The organism is Rhodanobacter ginsengiterrae, from assembly GCF_050026815.1.
In the GTDB taxonomy this organism is placed as follows: domain Bacteria; phylum Pseudomonadota; class Gammaproteobacteria; order Xanthomonadales; family Rhodanobacteraceae; genus Rhodanobacter; species Rhodanobacter ginsengiterrae.
The window spans coordinates 169,738-186,951 of sequence record NZ_JALBWO010000055.1 but is presented as its reverse complement, the minus strand read 5'-3'; the positions used below and the strand labels follow the sequence as shown (position 1 = coordinate 186,951).

The 17,214-nt window shown below is 66.5% G+C and carries 16 protein-coding genes; 10 read left to right on the top strand and 6 right to left on the bottom strand.

Going from position 1 to position 17,214, the window contains the following annotated elements; genetic code table 11:
• Nucleotides 1–47: 47 nt before the first annotated feature.
• Nucleotides 48–914: a tRNA glutamyl-Q(34) synthetase GluQRS gene (gene gluQRS / locus ACQGNJ_RS11960; protein WP_426689474.1), complete on the bottom strand. Its 867-nt coding sequence runs from the start codon at nt 912–914 to the stop codon at nt 48–50.
• 105 nt (nt 915–1,019) lie between these two features.
• On the opposite strand from gluQRS, the gene htpX reads away from it, so the two are divergent.
• Nucleotides 1,020–1,913 carry a protease HtpX gene (gene htpX, locus ACQGNJ_RS11955; protein ID WP_426689473.1) on the top strand — a complete coding sequence of 298 codons (894 nt, stop codon included), beginning with the start codon at nt 1,020–1,022 and terminating at the stop codon, nt 1,911–1,913.
• 167 nt (nt 1,914–2,080) lie between these two features.
• Nucleotides 2,081–3,949, top strand: coding sequence for a molecular chaperone HtpG (gene htpG, locus ACQGNJ_RS11950; protein WP_426689472.1), 1,869 nt, complete (start codon nt 2,081–2,083; stop codon nt 3,947–3,949).
• Between the two features lie 690 nt (nt 3,950–4,639).
• On the opposite strand, the gene ACQGNJ_RS11945 is transcribed toward htpG, so the two are convergent.
• The 3 genes from ACQGNJ_RS11945 to ACQGNJ_RS11935 are packed head-to-tail and all read right to left on the bottom strand — an operon-like array spanning nt 4,640 to nt 6,493.
• Complete coding sequence (locus tag ACQGNJ_RS11945) at nt 4,640–6,166, bottom strand: cryptochrome/photolyase family protein (RefSeq protein WP_426689471.1); 1,527 nt, start codon at nt 6,164–6,166, stop codon at nt 4,640–4,642.
• Nucleotides 6,163–6,312 (bottom strand): DUF2256 domain-containing protein, encoded by a 150-nt coding sequence (locus tag ACQGNJ_RS11940; protein WP_426689470.1) that lies wholly within the window; start codon nt 6,310–6,312, stop codon nt 6,163–6,165. Before ACQGNJ_RS11940 ends, ACQGNJ_RS11945 begins: the two co-directional genes overlap by 4 nt.
• A gap of 7 nt (nt 6,313–6,319) precedes the next feature.
• Nucleotides 6,320–6,493 carry a hypothetical protein gene (locus ACQGNJ_RS11935; protein ID WP_426689469.1) on the bottom strand — a complete coding sequence of 58 codons (174 nt, stop codon included), beginning with the start codon at nt 6,491–6,493 and terminating at the stop codon, nt 6,320–6,322.
• 248 nt (nt 6,494–6,741) lie between these two features.
• Between ACQGNJ_RS11935 and ACQGNJ_RS11930 the strand changes: the two genes are divergently transcribed.
• The 4 genes from ACQGNJ_RS11930 to ACQGNJ_RS11915 all read left to right on the top strand — a co-directional run bounded on the left by ACQGNJ_RS11930 (nt 6,742) and on the right by ACQGNJ_RS11915 (nt 11,906).
• Nucleotides 6,742–8,562: an SEC-C metal-binding domain-containing protein gene (locus ACQGNJ_RS11930; RefSeq protein WP_426689468.1), complete on the top strand. Its 1,821-nt coding sequence runs from the start codon at nt 6,742–6,744 to the stop codon at nt 8,560–8,562.
• A gap of 302 nt (nt 8,563–8,864) precedes the next feature.
• On the top strand, nt 8,865–10,505 hold the full coding sequence (locus ACQGNJ_RS11925; protein WP_426689467.1) for a Na+/H+ antiporter: 1,641 nt from the start codon (nt 8,865–8,867) through the stop codon (nt 10,503–10,505).
• A gap of 205 nt (nt 10,506–10,710) precedes the next feature.
• Complete coding sequence (locus ACQGNJ_RS11920) at nt 10,711–11,238, top strand: RNA polymerase sigma factor (RefSeq protein ID WP_426689466.1); 528 nt, start codon at nt 10,711–10,713, stop codon at nt 11,236–11,238.
• 2 nt (nt 11,239–11,240) lie between these two features.
• A complete protein-coding gene (locus ACQGNJ_RS11915; RefSeq protein ID WP_426689465.1) occupies nt 11,241–11,906 on the top strand; it encodes a hypothetical protein in 666 nt (221 codons plus the stop codon).
• Between the two features lie 37 nt (nt 11,907–11,943).
• Here ACQGNJ_RS11915 and ACQGNJ_RS11910 read toward each other — a convergent pair whose 3' ends face one another.
• Together ACQGNJ_RS11910 and trxA are read right to left on the bottom strand one after the other, a co-directional pair.
• Nucleotides 11,944–12,396 carry a DUF4442 domain-containing protein gene (locus tag ACQGNJ_RS11910; RefSeq protein ID WP_426689464.1) on the bottom strand — a complete coding sequence of 151 codons (453 nt, stop codon included), beginning with the start codon at nt 12,394–12,396 and terminating at the stop codon, nt 11,944–11,946.
• Nucleotides 12,397–12,640: 244 nt separating this feature from the next.
• Nucleotides 12,641–13,501, bottom strand: a complete 861-nt coding sequence (trxA, locus tag ACQGNJ_RS11905; RefSeq protein WP_426689463.1) for a thioredoxin — start codon at nt 13,499–13,501, stop codon at nt 12,641–12,643.
• A gap of 124 nt (nt 13,502–13,625) precedes the next feature.
• On the opposite strand from trxA, the gene ACQGNJ_RS11900 reads away from it, so the two are divergent.
• The 4 genes from ACQGNJ_RS11900 to ACQGNJ_RS11885 are packed head-to-tail and all read left to right on the top strand — an operon-like array spanning nt 13,626 to nt 17,203.
• Complete coding sequence (locus ACQGNJ_RS11900) at nt 13,626–14,243, top strand: paraquat-inducible protein A (RefSeq protein ID WP_426689462.1); 618 nt, start codon at nt 13,626–13,628, stop codon at nt 14,241–14,243.
• Nucleotides 14,240–14,893, top strand: a complete 654-nt coding sequence (locus ACQGNJ_RS11895; RefSeq protein ID WP_426689461.1) for a paraquat-inducible protein A — start codon at nt 14,240–14,242, stop codon at nt 14,891–14,893. The genes ACQGNJ_RS11900 and ACQGNJ_RS11895 overlap by 4 nt, the downstream gene beginning before the upstream one ends.
• The gene (locus ACQGNJ_RS11890; RefSeq protein WP_426689460.1) at nt 14,886–16,592 is read left to right on the top strand and encodes a PqiB family protein; all 1,707 of its coding nucleotides are present in this window, start codon (nt 14,886–14,888) and stop codon (nt 16,590–16,592) included. Before ACQGNJ_RS11895 ends, ACQGNJ_RS11890 begins: the two co-directional genes overlap by 8 nt.
• The gene (locus ACQGNJ_RS11885) at nt 16,589–17,203 is read left to right on the top strand and encodes a PqiC family protein (protein WP_426689459.1); all 615 of its coding nucleotides are present in this window, start codon (nt 16,589–16,591) and stop codon (nt 17,201–17,203) included. The genes ACQGNJ_RS11890 and ACQGNJ_RS11885 overlap by 4 nt, the downstream gene beginning before the upstream one ends.
• The last annotated feature ends 11 nt before the right edge of the window (nt 17,204–17,214 follow it).

Here is a 17,214-nt window from a genome sequence, read left to right as displayed (position 1 = left end):
TTCAGCCGCAGCTTGCTGGTGTTTACGCGCGCCCTAGTTATAGCCGTTCAGACCACAGAGTGACCGCTGCAATGCGGCAAATGCGCGGGGTCGAAGTGTGCCAGTGCCTGTTCCAGCATCTGCTCCGCGCTGGCCGCCGCGTCGGGCACCGACAGCCGCAGGAAGGTCAATGCGGCTCGCAATGCCGGCAGGGGATCGACGGGATCGATCGGCAACGCATGATGGGACTTGGACAGCTTGCTGCCGTCTCCAGCCAGCACCAGCGGCAGGTGGCGATACGCCGGGGTGGGCAGTCCCAGGCAGCGCTGCAGCCAGACCTGCCGTGCGGTGGAATCGAGCAGGTCCAGTCCGCGCACCACCTCGGTAATGCCCTGGGCCGCGTCGTCCACCACGCAGGCCAACTGGTAGCTGTACAGGCCATCGGCCCGGCGCAGCACGAAGTCACCCACGTCCTCGCGCAGGTTCTGCCGCTGCGGACCTTGCAGCGCGTCCTCGAAGCGGATGTCGAGGTCCGGCACACGCAGGCGCCAGGCAGGCGGCTGACCGGCTTGCGGCGTGGCCACGCAGTGGCCATCACGATGGATCCCGTCGCCGCGGGCCAGCTCGCTGCGGCTGCACCAGCAGGGGAACAGCAGGTCGGCATCGCGCAGTGGTTCGAGCGCCGCGGCATACGCCTCCAGTCGCAGCGACTGGAACAGCGGTGGTGCATCCGCCAGCAGGCCGAACGCCGGCAGCGCCGCCAGGATGCTGGCGGCCGAACCGGCCACCTCGCGCGGCGGGTCGATGTCCTCGACCCGCACCAGCCACTGTCCACCGGCATGTCGGGCGCACAGCCAGCTGCCTACCGCGGCGACCAGCGAGCCGAAATGCAGGTGTCCGGTGGGCGAGGGGGCGAAGCGGCCGCGGTAGCTCATCAGGGCATCTTAGAGGCCGCGCGAAACCCTTGAAAGCCACCGCTGCCGCCCCGAATTCATCAGCCACCCCAGTCCCTTTCATGACTGCCATCACGAGAGACAGCCATGCGTCGCATTGCGTTATTCATCGGCACCAACCTTGCCGTCCTGCTCCTGCTGAGCATCGTCTGCCGCCTGTTCGGCATCGACCAGATGGCGGCCGCCCGCGGCTACGGCGGCATGGGCGGCCTGCTGGCTTACGCCGCCGTGTTCGGCATGGGCGGCGCCTTCATTTCGCTGGCGATGTCCAAGATGATCGCCAAGTGGTCCACCGGCGCGCGGGTGATCGCCCAGCCGCAGAACGAGACCGAACGCTGGCTGGTCGACACCGTGCGCCGCCACGCGCAGAACGCCGGCATCGGCATGCCCGAGGTGGCGATCTACGACGCGCCGGAAATGAACGCCTTCGCCACCGGCATGACGCGGAACAGCGCGCTGGTGGCGGTCAGCTCCGGCCTGCTGCAGCAGATGGATCGCGAGCAGGTCACCGCCGTGCTCGGCCACGAGATCGGCCACGTGGCCAACGGCGACATGGTCACGCTGACCCTGATCCAGGGCGTGCTGAACACGCTGGTGATCCTGGCCGCCCGCATCGTGGGCCGGCTGGTCGACAGCTGGATGTCCGGCGGGCGCGACGACAACCGCGGTGGCGGCGGCATCGGCTACTTCGTGGTGGTGATGGTGCTGCAGCTGGTGTTCGGCCTGTTCGCCTCGATGATCGTGGCCGCGTTCTCGCGCTGGCGCGAATTCCGCGCCGATGCCGCGGGTGCGCAATTCGCCGGTCGCGGTGCGATGATCTCCGCGCTGCAGCGGTTGCAGGCCAACCACGGCGAAAGCACCTTGCCGAACACCATCGCCGCGTTCGGCATCTCCGGTCCGCTGGCCGACGGTTTCAAGAAACTGTTCATGAGCCATCCGCCGCTGGACGTGCGCATCGCGGCACTGCAGAACGGCGGCTGACCACAGTATTGCTCCCTCCCCTGCAAAGCAGGGGAGGGTCGGGGTGGGGTCGCTCTTGATCCTGTCTTAAAGGCTAAGATCAAAAGCGAACCCCCTCCTGACCTCCCCCTGCGAGCAGGGGGAGGGATACATCCTTCATCGTCCACGCATCAACGGAACATCCACGCATGAACGCACCCGCCGAAACCCGCAAGTTCGAAGCCGAAGTCGCCCAGGTGCTGCACCTGGTCACGCACTCGCTGTACTCGCACAAGGAAATCTTCCTGCGCGAGCTGATCTCCAATGCCTCCGACGCCTGCGACAAGCTGCGCTTCGAGTCGATCGCCAAGCCGGAACTTTCCGCCGGCGACAGCGAGCTGCACATCGACGTCAGCTGGGATCCGGACGCGCGCACCGTCACCATCCGCGACAACGGCGTCGGCATGAACCGCGACGAGGTGGTAGCCAACATCGGCACCATCGCCAGCTCCGGCACCAGGCGCTTCCTCGAAGCGATGTCGGGCGAGCAGAAAGCCGACGCGCGCCTGATCGGTCAGTTCGGCGTGGGCTTCTATTCCGCCTTCGTAGTGGCCGACAAGGTCACCGTGATCACCCGCCGCGCGGATGCGCCGGCGAGCGACGGCGTGAAGTGGGAGAGCGACGGCAAGGGCGAGTATTCGCTGGAACAGGTCGAGCAGGCCGAGCGCGGCACGTCCGTCATCCTGCACCTGAAGGCCGACGAGGACGAGTTCCTCAAGCGCTGGCAGCTCCGTTCGCTGATCACCAGGTATTCCGACCACGTTGCCTTCCCGATCCGCATGCCGGTGGAGAAGGACGGCAAGCCGACCGACGAATTCGAAACCATCAACGCCGCCTCGGCGCTGTGGACCAAGCCGAAATCGGAGATCAGCGACGACGACTACCAGAGCTTCTACAAGTCGCTGGGCCACGACTTCAACGACGCGCTGGCGTGGACGCACAACCGCGTCGAGGGCAGCCAGAGTTTCACCACCTTGCTGTACCTGCCGTCACAGCCGCCGTTCGACCTGATGATGGGCGGCCGCGACGAGCGCAAGGGGCTCAAGCTTTATATCAAGCGCGTCTTCATCATGGACGCGGCCGAGGAGCTGCTGCCGAACTACCTGCGCTTTGTGCGCGGCGTGGTCGATGCCGACGACCTGCCGCTCAACGTGAGCCGCGAAATCCTGCAGCAGAACCGGCAGCTCGATCGGATCAAGTCCGCCTGCGTGAAGCGCGTGCTCGACCTGATCGAGAAGCTGGCGAAAGACGAGCCGGAAAAGTTCGCCACCTTCTGCAAGGCGTTCGGCAACACGCTCAAGGAAGGCATCAGCGAAGACGCCAACAACCGCGAGCGCATCGCCAGGCTGCTGCGTTTTGCTTCAACGAAGGGCGAGGGCGGCGCGCAGACCGTCTCGTTCGACGACTACATCGGCCGCATGCCGGTGGGCCAGGACACCATCTGGTTCATCACCGCCGACAGCTACGCCGCCGCCATCGGCAGCCCGCAGCTGGAGGCATTCAAGGCCAAGGGCACCGAAGTACTGCTGATGTCCGACCGCATCGACGAGTGGATGCTCGGCTCCCTGAGCGAATACAGCGGCAAGAAGCTGCAGAACGTCGCCAAGGGCGAACTGCCGCTGGACGAGGCGGACAAGAAGAAGCAGGAGGAAGCCGCGAAGGAGGCCGAGCCGTTGGTCAAGAAGCTCAAGGACCTGCTCGGCGACCGCGTCGGCGACGTACGCGTCTCCGCCCGCCTTACCGATTCACCGTCGTGCCTGGCGCTGGCCGATTACGAAATGGCGCCGCACCTCGCCCGCCTGCTGCGCGAAGCGGGCCACGACATGCCCGAAAACAAGCCGACGCTGGAGATCAATCCGCAGCACGCGTTGCTGAAGCGCGTCGAGGCGGAGGCGGACGAGGCGAAGGCCAGGGATCTGGCCACGCTGTTGCTGGAGCAGGCGGAGATTGCGGCCGGTGCGCAGTTGCCGGATCCGTCGGCCTTCGTGCAGAGGTTGAATCGGGTGTTGTTGGGGTGAGGCATCGAATGCCTTGCTGAGATGAAGAGCCCGCCTGCTTGGCGGGCTCTTTCCTTGTTCTTCGGGAAGAGCGACGAGCTCTCGCTTCGCTGCGGGGTCGGTCGCCCCGGCTCACCACCGCACAGAGGCCCCGGGTAGGGCGGCGGGTCACCCTGGCCCGCACCCGGAGCATCCACTAACAGGCTGGCAACCGATCAACTTCTTCCGTCTCATTTTCGATCCGTCGTCATGCTCTGGTTGAGGCCCGCTGGGTGCCGCCGACTCGGGCACAATCGCCCTCTCCATGATTTGTCCAGAACCGCATGCTCTGTAGCGACTGCCAATCCGGTTATCACGCACCCTACGACCGCTTCGAGCGGCTGGCGGCAAATCCGGCTGTTCCCAGCTTCCTCATGCGCTGCCGGCAGTGCGCCGCGCTGTGGAACGAAAGTTCCGCGGTGCCGGAGCTGCTCACGCGAAGCCACGCGCGCTGGTTGTATCCGGCGGCACGGATCTAGGCCATTGCCGTTTCGACCGTTCCCGAGGTTTCGGGGTTGGTCGGGGCAGGAGCAAGCCGGTTCCCAAGGCCTTTTGACTTCCCCCGCCTGCGCCCCCGTCTGCCTGTCGGCAGCTTCTTCCGGGGGGCAGGGATGAGGATGCGATCAACACGCCCCTTGCTGATCGCCGATACCACCAGTCCCGTCACGAGCTCTACAACGCATCCATCCGCGCCAGATACCGCTCCGCCTGCGCCAGCGTCGCCGTGCGTTCGGCGGGGTCCATCTTCTCCCAGCTCCGGTACGTCATGCCCAGCCGCGGGTTGCGTCCGAAGGTCCGCTGTTGCCGCGCGTGGAAGTGCCAGTACAGGCTGTTGAACGGGCAGGCGCGTTCGCCGTGGCGCCTTGTGTGCGTGTAATGGCAGCCCTTGCAGTGGTCGGACTGACGATTCACGTAGGCCGCCGATCCGCTGTACGGCTTGCTGCCCACGATGCCGCCGTCGGCGAACTGGCTCATGCCGCGCGTGTTGGGCATTTCCACCCACTCGAACGCGTCCACATAGATACCCAGGTACCAGGCATCGACTTCATCGGGATCGCAGCCGGCGAGCAGGGCGAAGTTGCCGGTAAGCATCAGCCGCTGGATGTGGTGCGCGTAACCCAGCGCCAGCGACTGGCCGATCGCCGCACGCAGGCAGGCCATCTTCGTGTCGGCGGTCCAGTACCACGCCGGCAGCGGGCGCGTGGCATCGAGCGCATTGAGCTTGGCGTAGCCGGGCATGCGTGCCCAGTAGATGCCGCGCACGTACTCGCGCCAGCCGAGGATCTGTCGCACGAAGCCCTCGGTGGCGGCCAGGTCCGCCTCGCCGCGCTCGAACGCTTCCACCGCCGCCTCGATCACCTCGCGCGGATGCAGCATCTTGAGGTTCAGCGCGAACGACAGCCCGGCGTGGAACAGCGTTTTCGAGCGCTCGCTGATCGCGTCCTGGAACTGGCCGAAATGCACCAGCCGCTGCGCGATGAAATCCTTCAGCCACGCCTGCGCCTCGCGCCGCGTGAGCGGCCAGCCGAACGCCTCGGCCGACGGCTCGCCCATCGTCTGCACGCCGGCCGCCTCGACTTCCTCCCACAGCGCGCGCAGATCGTGCTTCTGCCACGGCCATGCCGGTGCCGGCGGATCGCCCGGCCACTTGGCGCGGTTCTCCGCATCGAAATTCCAGCGCCCGCCGCGCGGTTCGCCGTCCGGTTCCAGCAGGATCTGGTGGCGACGGCGCAGGTCGCGGTAGAAGAACTCCATCCGCGGCACCTTCTTCTCGAAGCGCTTGGCCGCCTCGTCGCGCTCCAGCAGAAAGTGCTCGGCGCTCACCACCGCGTTGGGCAGGCCGCTGGCCCCGAACGCTTCCAGCAGCGCCTGCTCCACCCGCCACTCGTCCGCTTCCATCCGTTCCAGCCGCGTGGCGCCGAACTGCGTGATCAGCCACGGCAGGTTGGCGGCGAAGCTGTGCCGGTTGCGGGTGTCGCCGATGCGCAGGTATTCCACCCGGTGCCCGGCCTTGGCCAGCGCCTCGCCGAGGCTGCGCATGGCGGCAAAGATGCCCAGCACCTTCTGCGCGTGATGGCGCACGTAGTCGGTTTCGCTGCGCACTTCCATCAGCACGTAGACCACCCGCTCGTCCACGCTGCGGAACCAGCTGTGACCTGCGTTCAACTGGTCGCCCAGGATCAGTCGCAGGCAGGTCATGGTTTGAACTCCGGGGCCTTCTGTCGGCGGCAGCGTTCGCTGCAAAAACGCACCTGGTCCCATACGCGCTGCCACTTCTTGCACCACGCGAACGGGCGCTGGCACGCGGGGCAGGTCTTGCTCGGCAGCTGCGGTTTGCGGTGCATGGCAGCCTCAGCGCTTGCGCAGCGGGTCAATCACCGTCGCGCGGTCCCGGCCTTCGCCGATGATGGCTACCGGGTTCACCCCGCGGTTGTGCCCGATCATCTCGGCCGCGCCGGCGAGCCGCCGGGCCAGCACCGGGCCGATCGCGCCGGGAGCGCCGATGGTCAAGGCCGTGTTTGTCATGGGGTAACTCGGGCGGGCAAAAGGGTACCTATACATACGCAATACAAAGGCTGGCGGTTGCATGCCCCGCAAGGAGAACGTGCAGCGAGCCGGGCTCGAAGGAAGGCGACGTTCAAGACGCGGCGTATCGCCCCGGGCACGGGCTTTCCGTGATCTGTTGCTGCTCGCGCGGCGCCCCGCGACACCGGATGGCCCACTGTCCTGTCAATGGCTGGCAACGAACCGGTCTGAATGGCGACAATGGCGGCATGGATACCCCAGACCTGCCTCCCGAATTTCCGAACGCGCTCGATGCGCTGTGGCACCAATGCGTCGGCATGATCGCCCGCGGCGTCGATTACCCGCGTTATGTCGATGCCTTGAAAGTCATGTACGCGCGCGACGACGTCTTCAGCTGGCCGATGGCGCTCGCCGTGGCGCGCTCGGTATGGCGGCAGACCCCGCAGCCGGCGCTGCGCTACGGGATGCCCGCCTTGCCTGCCACCGAACGCAATGCCGGCTGTCCATGCGGCTCGGGGCAGAAATACAAGAAATGCTGCCTGGCGCTGGAACACGAGCTGCCGATGAGGCAGGTCAACTTCCTTCCGGTGCTGCTGGAGTGCCTGCCGCGTCGGCGCTGGAGCGAGCTGGCTGGTAGCCGGATTGCGCCGGACATGGTGTGCCATGCCGCGATGGAGATGATCGGGGCGAACCAGGCCAAGGAGGCCTGTGCCCTGCTCGAACCCTGGTTCGCCGTCGACGCCGACTTCCATGCCGGTCGGGAAGCCCTGTTTGATGCCTTGCTCGATGCCTATACCAGGCTGCAGCGGCCGCGCAAGAAGGCACAGCTGCTTGCCCGGGCGATTGCCGTGGGGGATCGTCGCCTGCGCTCGGCGGCCCTGCAGCGCCAGGCTTCAATGACCTCCGACAACGGCGACCATGCCGGCGCATGGCGGATCTTCGCCGAGGCACAGCGCAGCGACCCGCAATCGCCTTCGTTGTCGCATCTGGAAGTCACCCTGCTGATGTCCGAAGGGCGCCATGCCGAGGCACGCGAACGCGCACGCTTCTGGGCCCATCGCCTGGCCGCCATGCGTGATCCGGAGCTGGAAGACCTGGTCGCCTTCATGCGCGAGATCGCCGTCCACGGCGAACAAGCCATGCAACAGATGGCGCTCGACAGCCAGCCCGAACTGCGCGAGCTGGCGGCGCTGCTGCAGAAGGCGCCACCGATCGCTTCGGCCTATACCCTGGAGCCGACCGGCGAGGATGCCGGGCCGCTCGAGCCGACACCGGCCCTGGCCAGGTCGCTGCGCGCATGGGAGCAGCAAGCCGGCGGCAACAGCCACTCCCTGGTCTTCGGCGCGAGCGGCAGCGGCGACATCGCGCAGTGGTTGCCCGAACTGCGCCGGCAGCCGCAGCTGTGGAACGCATTCGAGGTGCTCGACACCATCGTCGCGGCCATCGGCGAGCTGGGCATGGGCGTCTTCACCGTGAACCTCGCGCGATCCGTGCTGGATCGCGCCGAGCAGCTGCTGCGCGAAGTGCTGCGTGCGAATCACGCCGCGGGCAAGCGGCTCGAGTGGGGCTGGTTGCAGAACCGACCGGCGCTGCACCTGCTTGGCGAACGCATCGCCATCGATGCCGGGCAGTCGCCCGATGCGGCGCAAATGGCCAGGCTGGAATGGCTGGTATGCGAACTCAATCCCGGCGACAACCAGGGCTTTCGCCACGCGCTGGTGCGCGCCTACCTGCACACCGGTCGCGTTGCCGAGGCGCTGACACTCACCGAGCGCTACCCCGACGATTTCGCCGCCATGCAATACAACCGTGCCCTGGCGCTGTTCGCCGCCGGTCAGGGCGGCGCGGCGCTGGGCGCGCTGCGCGATGCCGTGGCGGCCTACCCGAAACCCGCGGCATGGCTGCTCAAGACCGAGCCCAGGCCGCCGCGGCAGGATCGCCGGGGCATTGCCGTGGGCGGCGACGAGGAGGCGTGGATCTATCGTCAGGAGACGCTGGAGCTATGGCAGCAACTCGACGCGATGGCGTGGCTGCAGCAGGTCGTGCGGGCGCTCGGGAAAAAGCGCTGACGATCGGCCCTTCTGTCGCAGGCGTGCCGGCCGCAGGCGTTGGCGCGCACTCCCGCGCCATTCGTTCCCAGGCCTCGGCAGCGCGTGCTCCGTTGCGACTGCCAAATGGTTGCATCCGGCAGCGCTGATCCAGCCGGGCAGGACGGGGCAGCGGTGTCACGGGAACCGGTTCCGATCCGGTTACGCTGGTCGCGGTTACGCTGCGACATACGCAGTCGGCGGCGACAGCACCATGGCATCGTCACTGTGGGTCGGTATCACCGATCGGCGATGGAACGACAGCGGCTTATCGGGAATGCGGCGTGAATTCAATTGAACTGGTCCTGGCGATGTTGCTGGCAGTGGTCGCCAGCGGATACCTGGTGCGTGTACTGCCGCTGGCCTTGCCGCTGCCGCTGGTGCAGATCAGCATGGGCGCCGGCATCGCCGGCTTGCTCAAGCATGGCGTGACGCTGGAACCGAAGACGTTCTTCCTGCTGTTCCTGCCGCCGCTGCTGTTTCTCGATGGCTGGCGCATTCCCAAGGACGGCTTGCTGCGCGATCGCGGGCAGATCCTCGAACTGGCTCTGGGGCTGGTGGTGTTCACCGTGGTCGGCGCCGGCTTTCTGATCCACTGGATGATCCCGACCATGCCGCTGGCGGTGGCGTTTGCGCTGGCCGCGGTAGTGTCGCCGACCGATCCGGTGGCGGTGTCCTCGATCGCCGCGCGCGTGTCGATTCCCAAGCGCCTGATGCATATCCTGGAAGGCGAGTCGCTGCTCAACGACGCGACCGGCCTGGTCTGTTTCCAGTTCGCCGTCGCCGCCGCGGTGACCGGGGTGTTCTCGCTGGCGTCGGCGTCGCTGACCTTCCTGTGGCTGGCGGTGGTGGGCATGGGCATCGGCGTGCTGGTCACCGCATCGGTCAGCTTCGTGCAGCGCTGGCTGTCGCGAAAGTTCGGCGAGGAAAGCGGTACGCCGATCCTGATCAGCCTGCTGATTCCGTTCGGCGCCTACCTGCTGGCCGAACATGCGCACGCCTCAGGCATCCTGGCCGCGGTGGCGGCGGGGATCACGATGAGCTACGTGGAGCTGAGCGGTCGCGCGCTGGCCACCACGCGGGTGCAGCGTGCAGCGGTGTGGAACACCGTGCAGCTGGCCTTGAACGGTGTCGTGTTCGTGCTGCTGGGCGAGCAGTTGCCGGGCATCCTGCAGGCGGCGATCGCCTCGGTCGAGCAGAGTGGCCACCGCAATCCGTGGTGGCTGCTGGTCTACGCGCTGGCGATCAATCTCTGTCTGATCGCGCTGCGCTTCAGTTGGGTATGGGTGTCGCTGTGGCTGCCGCGATTCTGGGCGCGCCGACGCGGCGAGTCGGTGGACAAGCCGCATTGGCAATTGATCGTGGCGACCACGCTGGCCGGCGTGCGTGGTGCGATCACCCTGGCCGGCGTGCTGACCCTGCCATTGCTGATGCCGGACCAGACGCTGTTTCCAGCGCGTGAGTTGGTTGTGTTCCTGGCCGCTTCGGTGATCCTGGTGACCTTGCTGCTGGCGAGCATTGCCCTGCCGCCGTTGCTGAAGGGGCTGCAGTTGCCGGCGGAGCCGGCGACACAGCGGGAGGAGGATCATGCGCGCCATGTGGCTGCCACCCGGGCCATCGCCGCGATCGAGAAGGCCCAGCATGAGCTGGTGGAACATGCCGCTGCCGCCGATGTCGCGATCTACACGCAGGCCGCGGCCCGCCTCACCGGGAGCTATCAGCGCCGGTTGACTGGCGAGGCCATCTCCGATCGCGAGGCTGGCCAGCTGCGCAAGGCGGATCAGGCCGAACGCGTGTTGCGCCTGGCCGCCTTGCAGGCCGAACGCAACGAGATCTTCAGTTTGGCGCGTCATTTCCAGATTTCCGATGAGACTTCGCGAAAGCTGGTGCGCGAGTTGGATTTGATTGAGGCCGGCTATCGGTAGGACGGAGCGCCTGGTGCATCGCCGACAGGGGGATGCCGCCAGCCCGGCGAAATCCCCGCGCGTCACGGCGGCGAACCATGGCCTTCGACGGCCATGCGCGTGAGCTGGTGCTTGCACACAGCGATGTCGCATGCGACGGACGGCCTGCCGTGATTTTTTTCCGTACCCTGCGAATCATGGCTGGAACGGAGGGGAAACGACGTCCATGACTGCCAGACAACATCAGCAACGCTTCGAGTCGCTGCTGCACGAGCATCGCAGGATCGTCTTCAAGGTGGCTGGCCTGTACAGCCGCACGGCGGCCGATCGCGACGACCTGGTGCAGGAGATCAGCGCGCAACTGTGGCGTTCGTTCGGCGGCTATGACGAGACGCGGGCGAAGTTTTCCACCTGGATGTACCGCATCGCGCTGAATGTGGCGATTTCGCAGGCCCGGCGCGAGCGTTGGTCGGAGTCCGGGCGTTTCGAGTCGCTGGACACGCATCACCTGGAAACCGTGGCAGGCGGCGAGCCGATTGCCGAACAGGATGAGCGGCTGACTGCGCTGTACGCCTTCATCGGCCAGCTCGATCCGCTCAATCGCGCGCTGATCGTGCTGTACCTGGAGGACCGCAACTACGGCGAAATGGCCGCGATTCTCGGCCTCAGCGAAACCAACGTGGCGACCAAGATCAGTCGCATCAAACAGAAACTGCGCGGCCAGATGACCGCTGCGGAAACCACCGGAGCATGACCATGGAACTCGATGAACTGAAACAGGCCTGGGCACGCATGGAGATTCGCCAGCAGGGCATGGAGGAGTTGCTGCGCCAGGACTTTCACGACCGGCGCATGGAGAAGTCGCGGGCCTCGATGCGTCGCACGCTGTGGTGGCTGGGTCTGGAAGTGGCGGGCTGGACTGCCTTCGTGGTCTGGGTCGCCTCGTTCTGGGTGGCGCAGCGGCATACCCCGCATCTGCTGGTGATCGGACTGCTGCTGCACGTTTACGGCATCGCCGGGATCTGGTCGGGTGCCACCCAGTGGTTCCTGCTGGCGCGAATCCATTTGTTCGACGCGCCCGTGCTGGTATTGCAGCGCAGGCTGGCGCAACTGCGGCGGTTCCGGGTCTACAGCACGCTGGCGTTGGGCCTGCCGTGGTGGTGCCTGTGGTTGCTGGTGCCGCTGGTGGCGGTGATGGATTTCACCGGCGTGGATCTGTACGCGGCAGGTGCGGGCTGGATCTGGGCCAACATCGCGGTGGGGCTGGTCGGCATCGGCATCAGCGTGTGGCTGGCGCGTCGGTTAGCCGGGCGACCGATCCGCTCGCCGTTCCTGCAGCGCATCGTCGATGACATGAGCGGACGCAACCTGCGCAACGCCTCGCGGCAGCTGGACGAGATTGCGCGCTTCGAGCAGGCGTGATGAGTGAACTGCCGCCCGGGAAGTTCGCCCGCGATGACTATCGAGCCTTCGGCTTCAGCCGCACGTAGATCTGCTTGCGCACGACGGCGATGAGCTTGCCGGAGGCGGTAGTCACTTCGGTCTCGAACCAGCGCAATACCTTCTCGCCGCCAGCTGCCGCTGTGCGCAGTTCGTCGACCACGGCCGGTTCCAGCTTGAAGTGGGCATAGACGTCTTCATAGCCGGGCGCCACGAAATCGATCGTGCCAGCCTTGTCCCACACGTAGTAGTCGTTGCCCAGCTGATGCATCGCCAGCAGCATCCAGAACGGATCGACCATGGCGAACAGGTTGCCGCCAAACTGGCTCTTCACGTAGTTGCGGTTCCACAGCCGCAGCCGCAGCACCACCTTCGCCTCGCTGTAATCGTCGCTCAGCGACTGCAGGCGGATAGCGTTGAACAGGAACGGTGGCCACAGGTTGAGCAGGCGGCGGAAGGTGGAGGCGCGCATGGGGAGTCGTCAAAAGCGGGAGTAATGACGGGATCTTACATGAGCATACGGTAGCGTACGGATTCGGCTGTGGCGTGACGTTGGCCGCTTTGCTCCTCCCCCTGCTTGTCCCGAAGGGGCAGGCAGGGGGAGGTTGGCGACCGAAGGGAGTCCTTCAGGTGTCGGGGTGCTTTTGATTTGAAAGACTCAGATCAAGAGCACCCCCCAGCCCTCCCCTGCAAGCAGGGGAGGGAGTGCGAACAGATCAGAACAACATCGACGCCATGCGTCGCCGATAGCGGCCGACCAGTTCGGCATCGTCCAGGGTGGCGAACGCGGCGAGCAGGCGCTTCTTGCCCTGGCCTTCGTTCCAGTCGCGCGCTTTCTGCAGGATCAGCAGGAACTGTTCCAGGCCGCCGGCGGCATCGCCTTCCCGCAGCAGTCGCACGCCGAGTTGATCGTGGGCCTCCCAGTCTTCCGGGTTGGCCTGCACGCGCTGCTGCAGTTCGGCCAGCGCGGGTGCATCCTTCAGCGCGTGCACCAGTTCCAGTTCGCTGCGCAAACGCACCGCGCGGGCGTCGGTGGCGAGATTCACCGGCAACGCGGCCAGCTCGGCCGCGGCAGCCTCGATCTGGCCGTTCTGCAGCAGCGCCACGGCCAGGTCCAGCTTCAGCCCTGCTTTGTCCGGCTCGGCCGCGATGGCCTGCTGCAGTCGGTTCACCGCCTCGGCGGGCGCTTCGGCTGCTGCTGCGTCGGCGACGGCCGGTGCTTCCAGCGGCTGCACGTGGCGCAGCAGGAACTCACGCAGCTGGCCCTCGGGCAGGGCGCCGGCAAAGCCATCGAGCACCTGGCCATCCTTGACCAGCATCACGGTGGGAATGCTCTTGATGCCGAACATGCCGGCGAGCTCCTGCTGGCTGTCCACGTCGACCTTGCCCAGCCGGAACGCGCCGTTGAATTCGGCGGCGAGTTTTTCCAGCATCGGGCCCAGCGTCTTGCACGGCTCGCACCAGCTGGCCCAGAAGTCGACCAGGATCGGCGTGCTCAGCGAGGCCTGCAGCACCTCGGCCTCGAAGGTCTGCTGGTCCACGTCGAAGACATGGGAAACGGCGGCGGCATCAGTCACGGAAAACTCCAGCTCGGCGGATGTCGATTCAGATCAGGGTTCGAACGCCACATATCAACCAGCGCGTTCACGTCGGATTTGCGAGAATCCACGGATTCTCACGCCGAAGCAAGGCATCGGGCGCATGCACAAGGATTCACCGGAAACGCTGCTGATCTGCGAGCACTGCGACACGGTCTACCGTCGGCGCGTGCTGGAGCGTGGCGAGGTGGCGCGCTGCGCGCTGTGCGCGGCCGAGCTGGAGCGCCATCACATGCTCAGCGTCAACGCGATGCTGGCGCTGATCCTGACCGCCGGGATCGTGTTCGTGCAGGCCAACATGTGGCCGATCGTTACCCTCGGCCTGGGCAGCCAGTACAGCAGTACCACTCTGTGGGGCATGATCATCGCGATGTGGCGGGAGCAGGCGCAGGTGGTCTCGGTGCTGGTCGCCGCCACGCTGTTCTTCTTCCCCTTGCTGAAAATGAGCATGCTGGGCTGGCTGCTGTGGTTTGCCCGCGCCGGCCGCCGTGCACCGGGGTTCCGTCCGCTGATGGTGACCCTGCATCACCTCGGCCCGTGGACGATGAGTGAGGTGTTCGTGATGGGCGCGCTGGTGGCGATCGTCAAGGCGCATACCTATTTCGAAGTCAGTGCCGACCCGGGCATCTACGCCTATGCCGCGCTGACCCTGTTGATCACCATTTTTGCCGGGGTGGACCTGCGCCAGCTGTGGGATGAGGATCTGGAGGCGGCCGCATGAGTGCCTTGCCGCGCGCCGCCGAGCTGGGCCTGATTGCATGCACGGTATGCGGGCTGGTTTGCCGCAACGTGCGCGGCGACGCGCAGCTGGACGGCGACGGCGTCGACGATGCGATGGCCTGCCCGCGCTGTGGTGCCACGCTGCATCGACGCAAGCCGAACAGCTACGCGCGCACCTGGGCACTGCTGATCGCCGCGTTCTTCATGTACGTCCCGGCCAACGTGCTGCCGATCATGCGCACCGCCAGCCTCCAGGACGTGGACGACAACACCATCATCAGCGGCGTGGTGGAGTTGTGGCGCGCCGGCTCGCCGTACCTGGCGGTCGTCGTGTTCACCGCCAGCATCGTGGTGCCGGTGCTGAAGTTCCTCGCGCTGGGCACGTTGCTGCTGAGCAGCCAGCAAGGCAGCACGTGGGCACGGCCGCAGCGTGCGAAGCTGTACCGGCTGGTCGAGCTGATCGGCTACTGGTCGATGCTGGACGTGTTCGTGGTGGCGCTGCTGACGGCGCTGGTGCGCTTCAGCGTGTTGAGCCTGGTGGAACCATTGCCCGGCGTGATCTTCTTTGGCCTGACCGTGGTGCTGACCATGTTCGCCTCGATGAGTTTTGACCCCCGCCTGATCTGGGACGGCAAGGATTCAGATGACTGACGACAAGCAAGCCGATACGGGCCAGCCGAACGAGCTCCCCAACGAGGGCGCATTGCCGCGGCCGGTGGTCAGGCGACGCCGCTTCAACGCCTCGCTGATCTGGCTGGTGCCGGCGCTGGCAGCGGCGATCGGGCTGTCGCTGGTGGTCAGCAACTGGCTGCAGGCCGGGCCGCATATCGTGATCAGCCTGCAGAGCGCCGAGGGACTGGAAGCCGGCAAGACCCCGGTGAAGTACAAGAACGTGGTGATCGGCCGGGTCAGCAAGATCCATCTCAGCGGCGACCGCAGCCACGTGCTGGTCAACGTGGCGCTGGAGAAGAGCGCCGAGGCTTTCGCCACCAGCGGTACGCGCTTCTGGGTGGTGCGTCCGCGGATCGGGCTGGGTGGGGTGTCCGGCATCGGTACCCTGCTGTCCGGTGCGTTCATCGGCGCCGACGTGGGTGATTCGACGAAATACCAGGACGAGTTCAAGGGGCTGGAGATACCGCCGCCGGTGACGCACGGCGCGCCGGGTCGCAGCTTCGTGCTGCACAGCGATGACCTGGGCTCGCTCGACATCGGTTCGCCGGTGTATTACCGGCGCATCCAGGTCGGCCGGGTGGTGTCCTACCAGCTGGACAAGGACGGCAAGGGCGTGTCGCTGCAGATTTTCGTCGATGGTCCGAACGACCGGTTCGTCACCCACTCCTCGCGCTTCTGGAATGCCAGCGGCGTGGACGTGTCGCTGGGCGCGAACGGGCTGAGCCTCAACATGCAGTCGCTGGCCACCGTGCTGGCCGGCGGCGTGGCGTTCCAGGATCCGCCCGGACCGCATGACAGCAGCCCGGCAGCAGAGGACGACGCCTTCAAGTTGTTCGGCGACCAGAGCACCGCGATGGCGCCGCCGGACGGCACGCCACACTACATCCGCATGCGCTTCGAGCAATCGGTACGTGGTCTGGCGGTGGATGCGCCGGTGGAGTTCCTCGGCATCAACATCGGCAAGGTGGTGTCGGTGCGGCTGGATTACGACGAACAGAAGCAGCGTTTCCCGGTGGTGGTGGGTGCGCTGATCTATCCGCAGCGCCTGGGCGCGGCGTATGACAAGCTGGAGGCGTTGGCCAAGGCGAATGGCGAGAATCCGGATTTGTCGCAGATGATCGGGCGTCTGGTCGAACATGGCCTGCGGGCGCAGGCGCGCACCGGCAACCTGCTCACCGGCCAGCTGTACGTGGCGCTGGACTTCGTGCCGAAGACGCCGAAGGTGGCGTTCGACGCGAGCGCGAAACCGCTGACCATCCCGACCGTGCCGGGCAGTTTCGACAAGCTGCAGGAGCAGCTGGCCGAGATCGTCGACAAGCTCGACAAGATTCCGTTCGACAGCATCGGGCACAACCTGGACCAGACCCTGGCCGGGCTCAATGCCACGATCAAGCAGGTCAACGGCCAGACGCTGCCGGCGGTCAAGGACACCTTGCATGGCGTGCAGCAGACCATGGGCACGGCGAACGATGCACTGGCCGGCGATTCGCCGCTGCAGCAGAACCTCGGCGCCACGCTGGAGCAGGTGCAGCGCATGGCCCGTTCGCTGCGCGTGCTGACCGACTATCTCGGCGGCCATCCGGAAGCGCTGATCCGCGGTCGACGCCCGGACGCTGCGCCGGCCGACCTCAAAACCACCACGCCGGCTGCGCCGCCGGTGCAAGGGAGCAAGCCATGATTCGTCGCGCAAAGCAGGTTTCAGTGACGCTGGCGGCGAGCCTGCTGCTGGCGGCCTGCGCCTCGGCCCCGCTGCACTACTACACGCTGGTGGCGCCGGCGGATGCGGGTGCCGCCGCCACCGATGCGGCCGCGCTGCCGTTCGAACTGCTGCCGGTCGGCATTCCGGCCCAGGTCGACCAGCCGCAACTGGTGGTGCGCGAGGGCGGGCAGGGCATGGCCGTGCTCGGCAGCGAACGCTGGATCGCACCGCTGGGCGACGAGGTGCGCAGTGCCTTGTCGGCCGACCTGGCGCGTGAGCTGCGCAGTCAGGACGTCAGCGGCCTGCCGGGCAATGAAAAGCCGATGTTGCGGATCAAGCTGGACCTGCGCCGGTTCGATTCGCAGCCGGGCGGGCAGGCGCTGATCGAGGGCGCCTGGAGCGTGCGCCTGCTGCACGGCACGGCTCCCGCCACGCTGTCGTGCACCAGCCAGGTCAGCGAGCCGGTGGGGCAGGGCTATCCCGCGCTGGTGCAGGGGCATCAGCGCGCCATCGCGCGCATCGCCGCCCAGATCGCGGCGGCCGGCCGCGCGCTGGGCGCGGGACAGGCAGCCACTTGCCCGCAGAGCTAGCGTTCACCGCT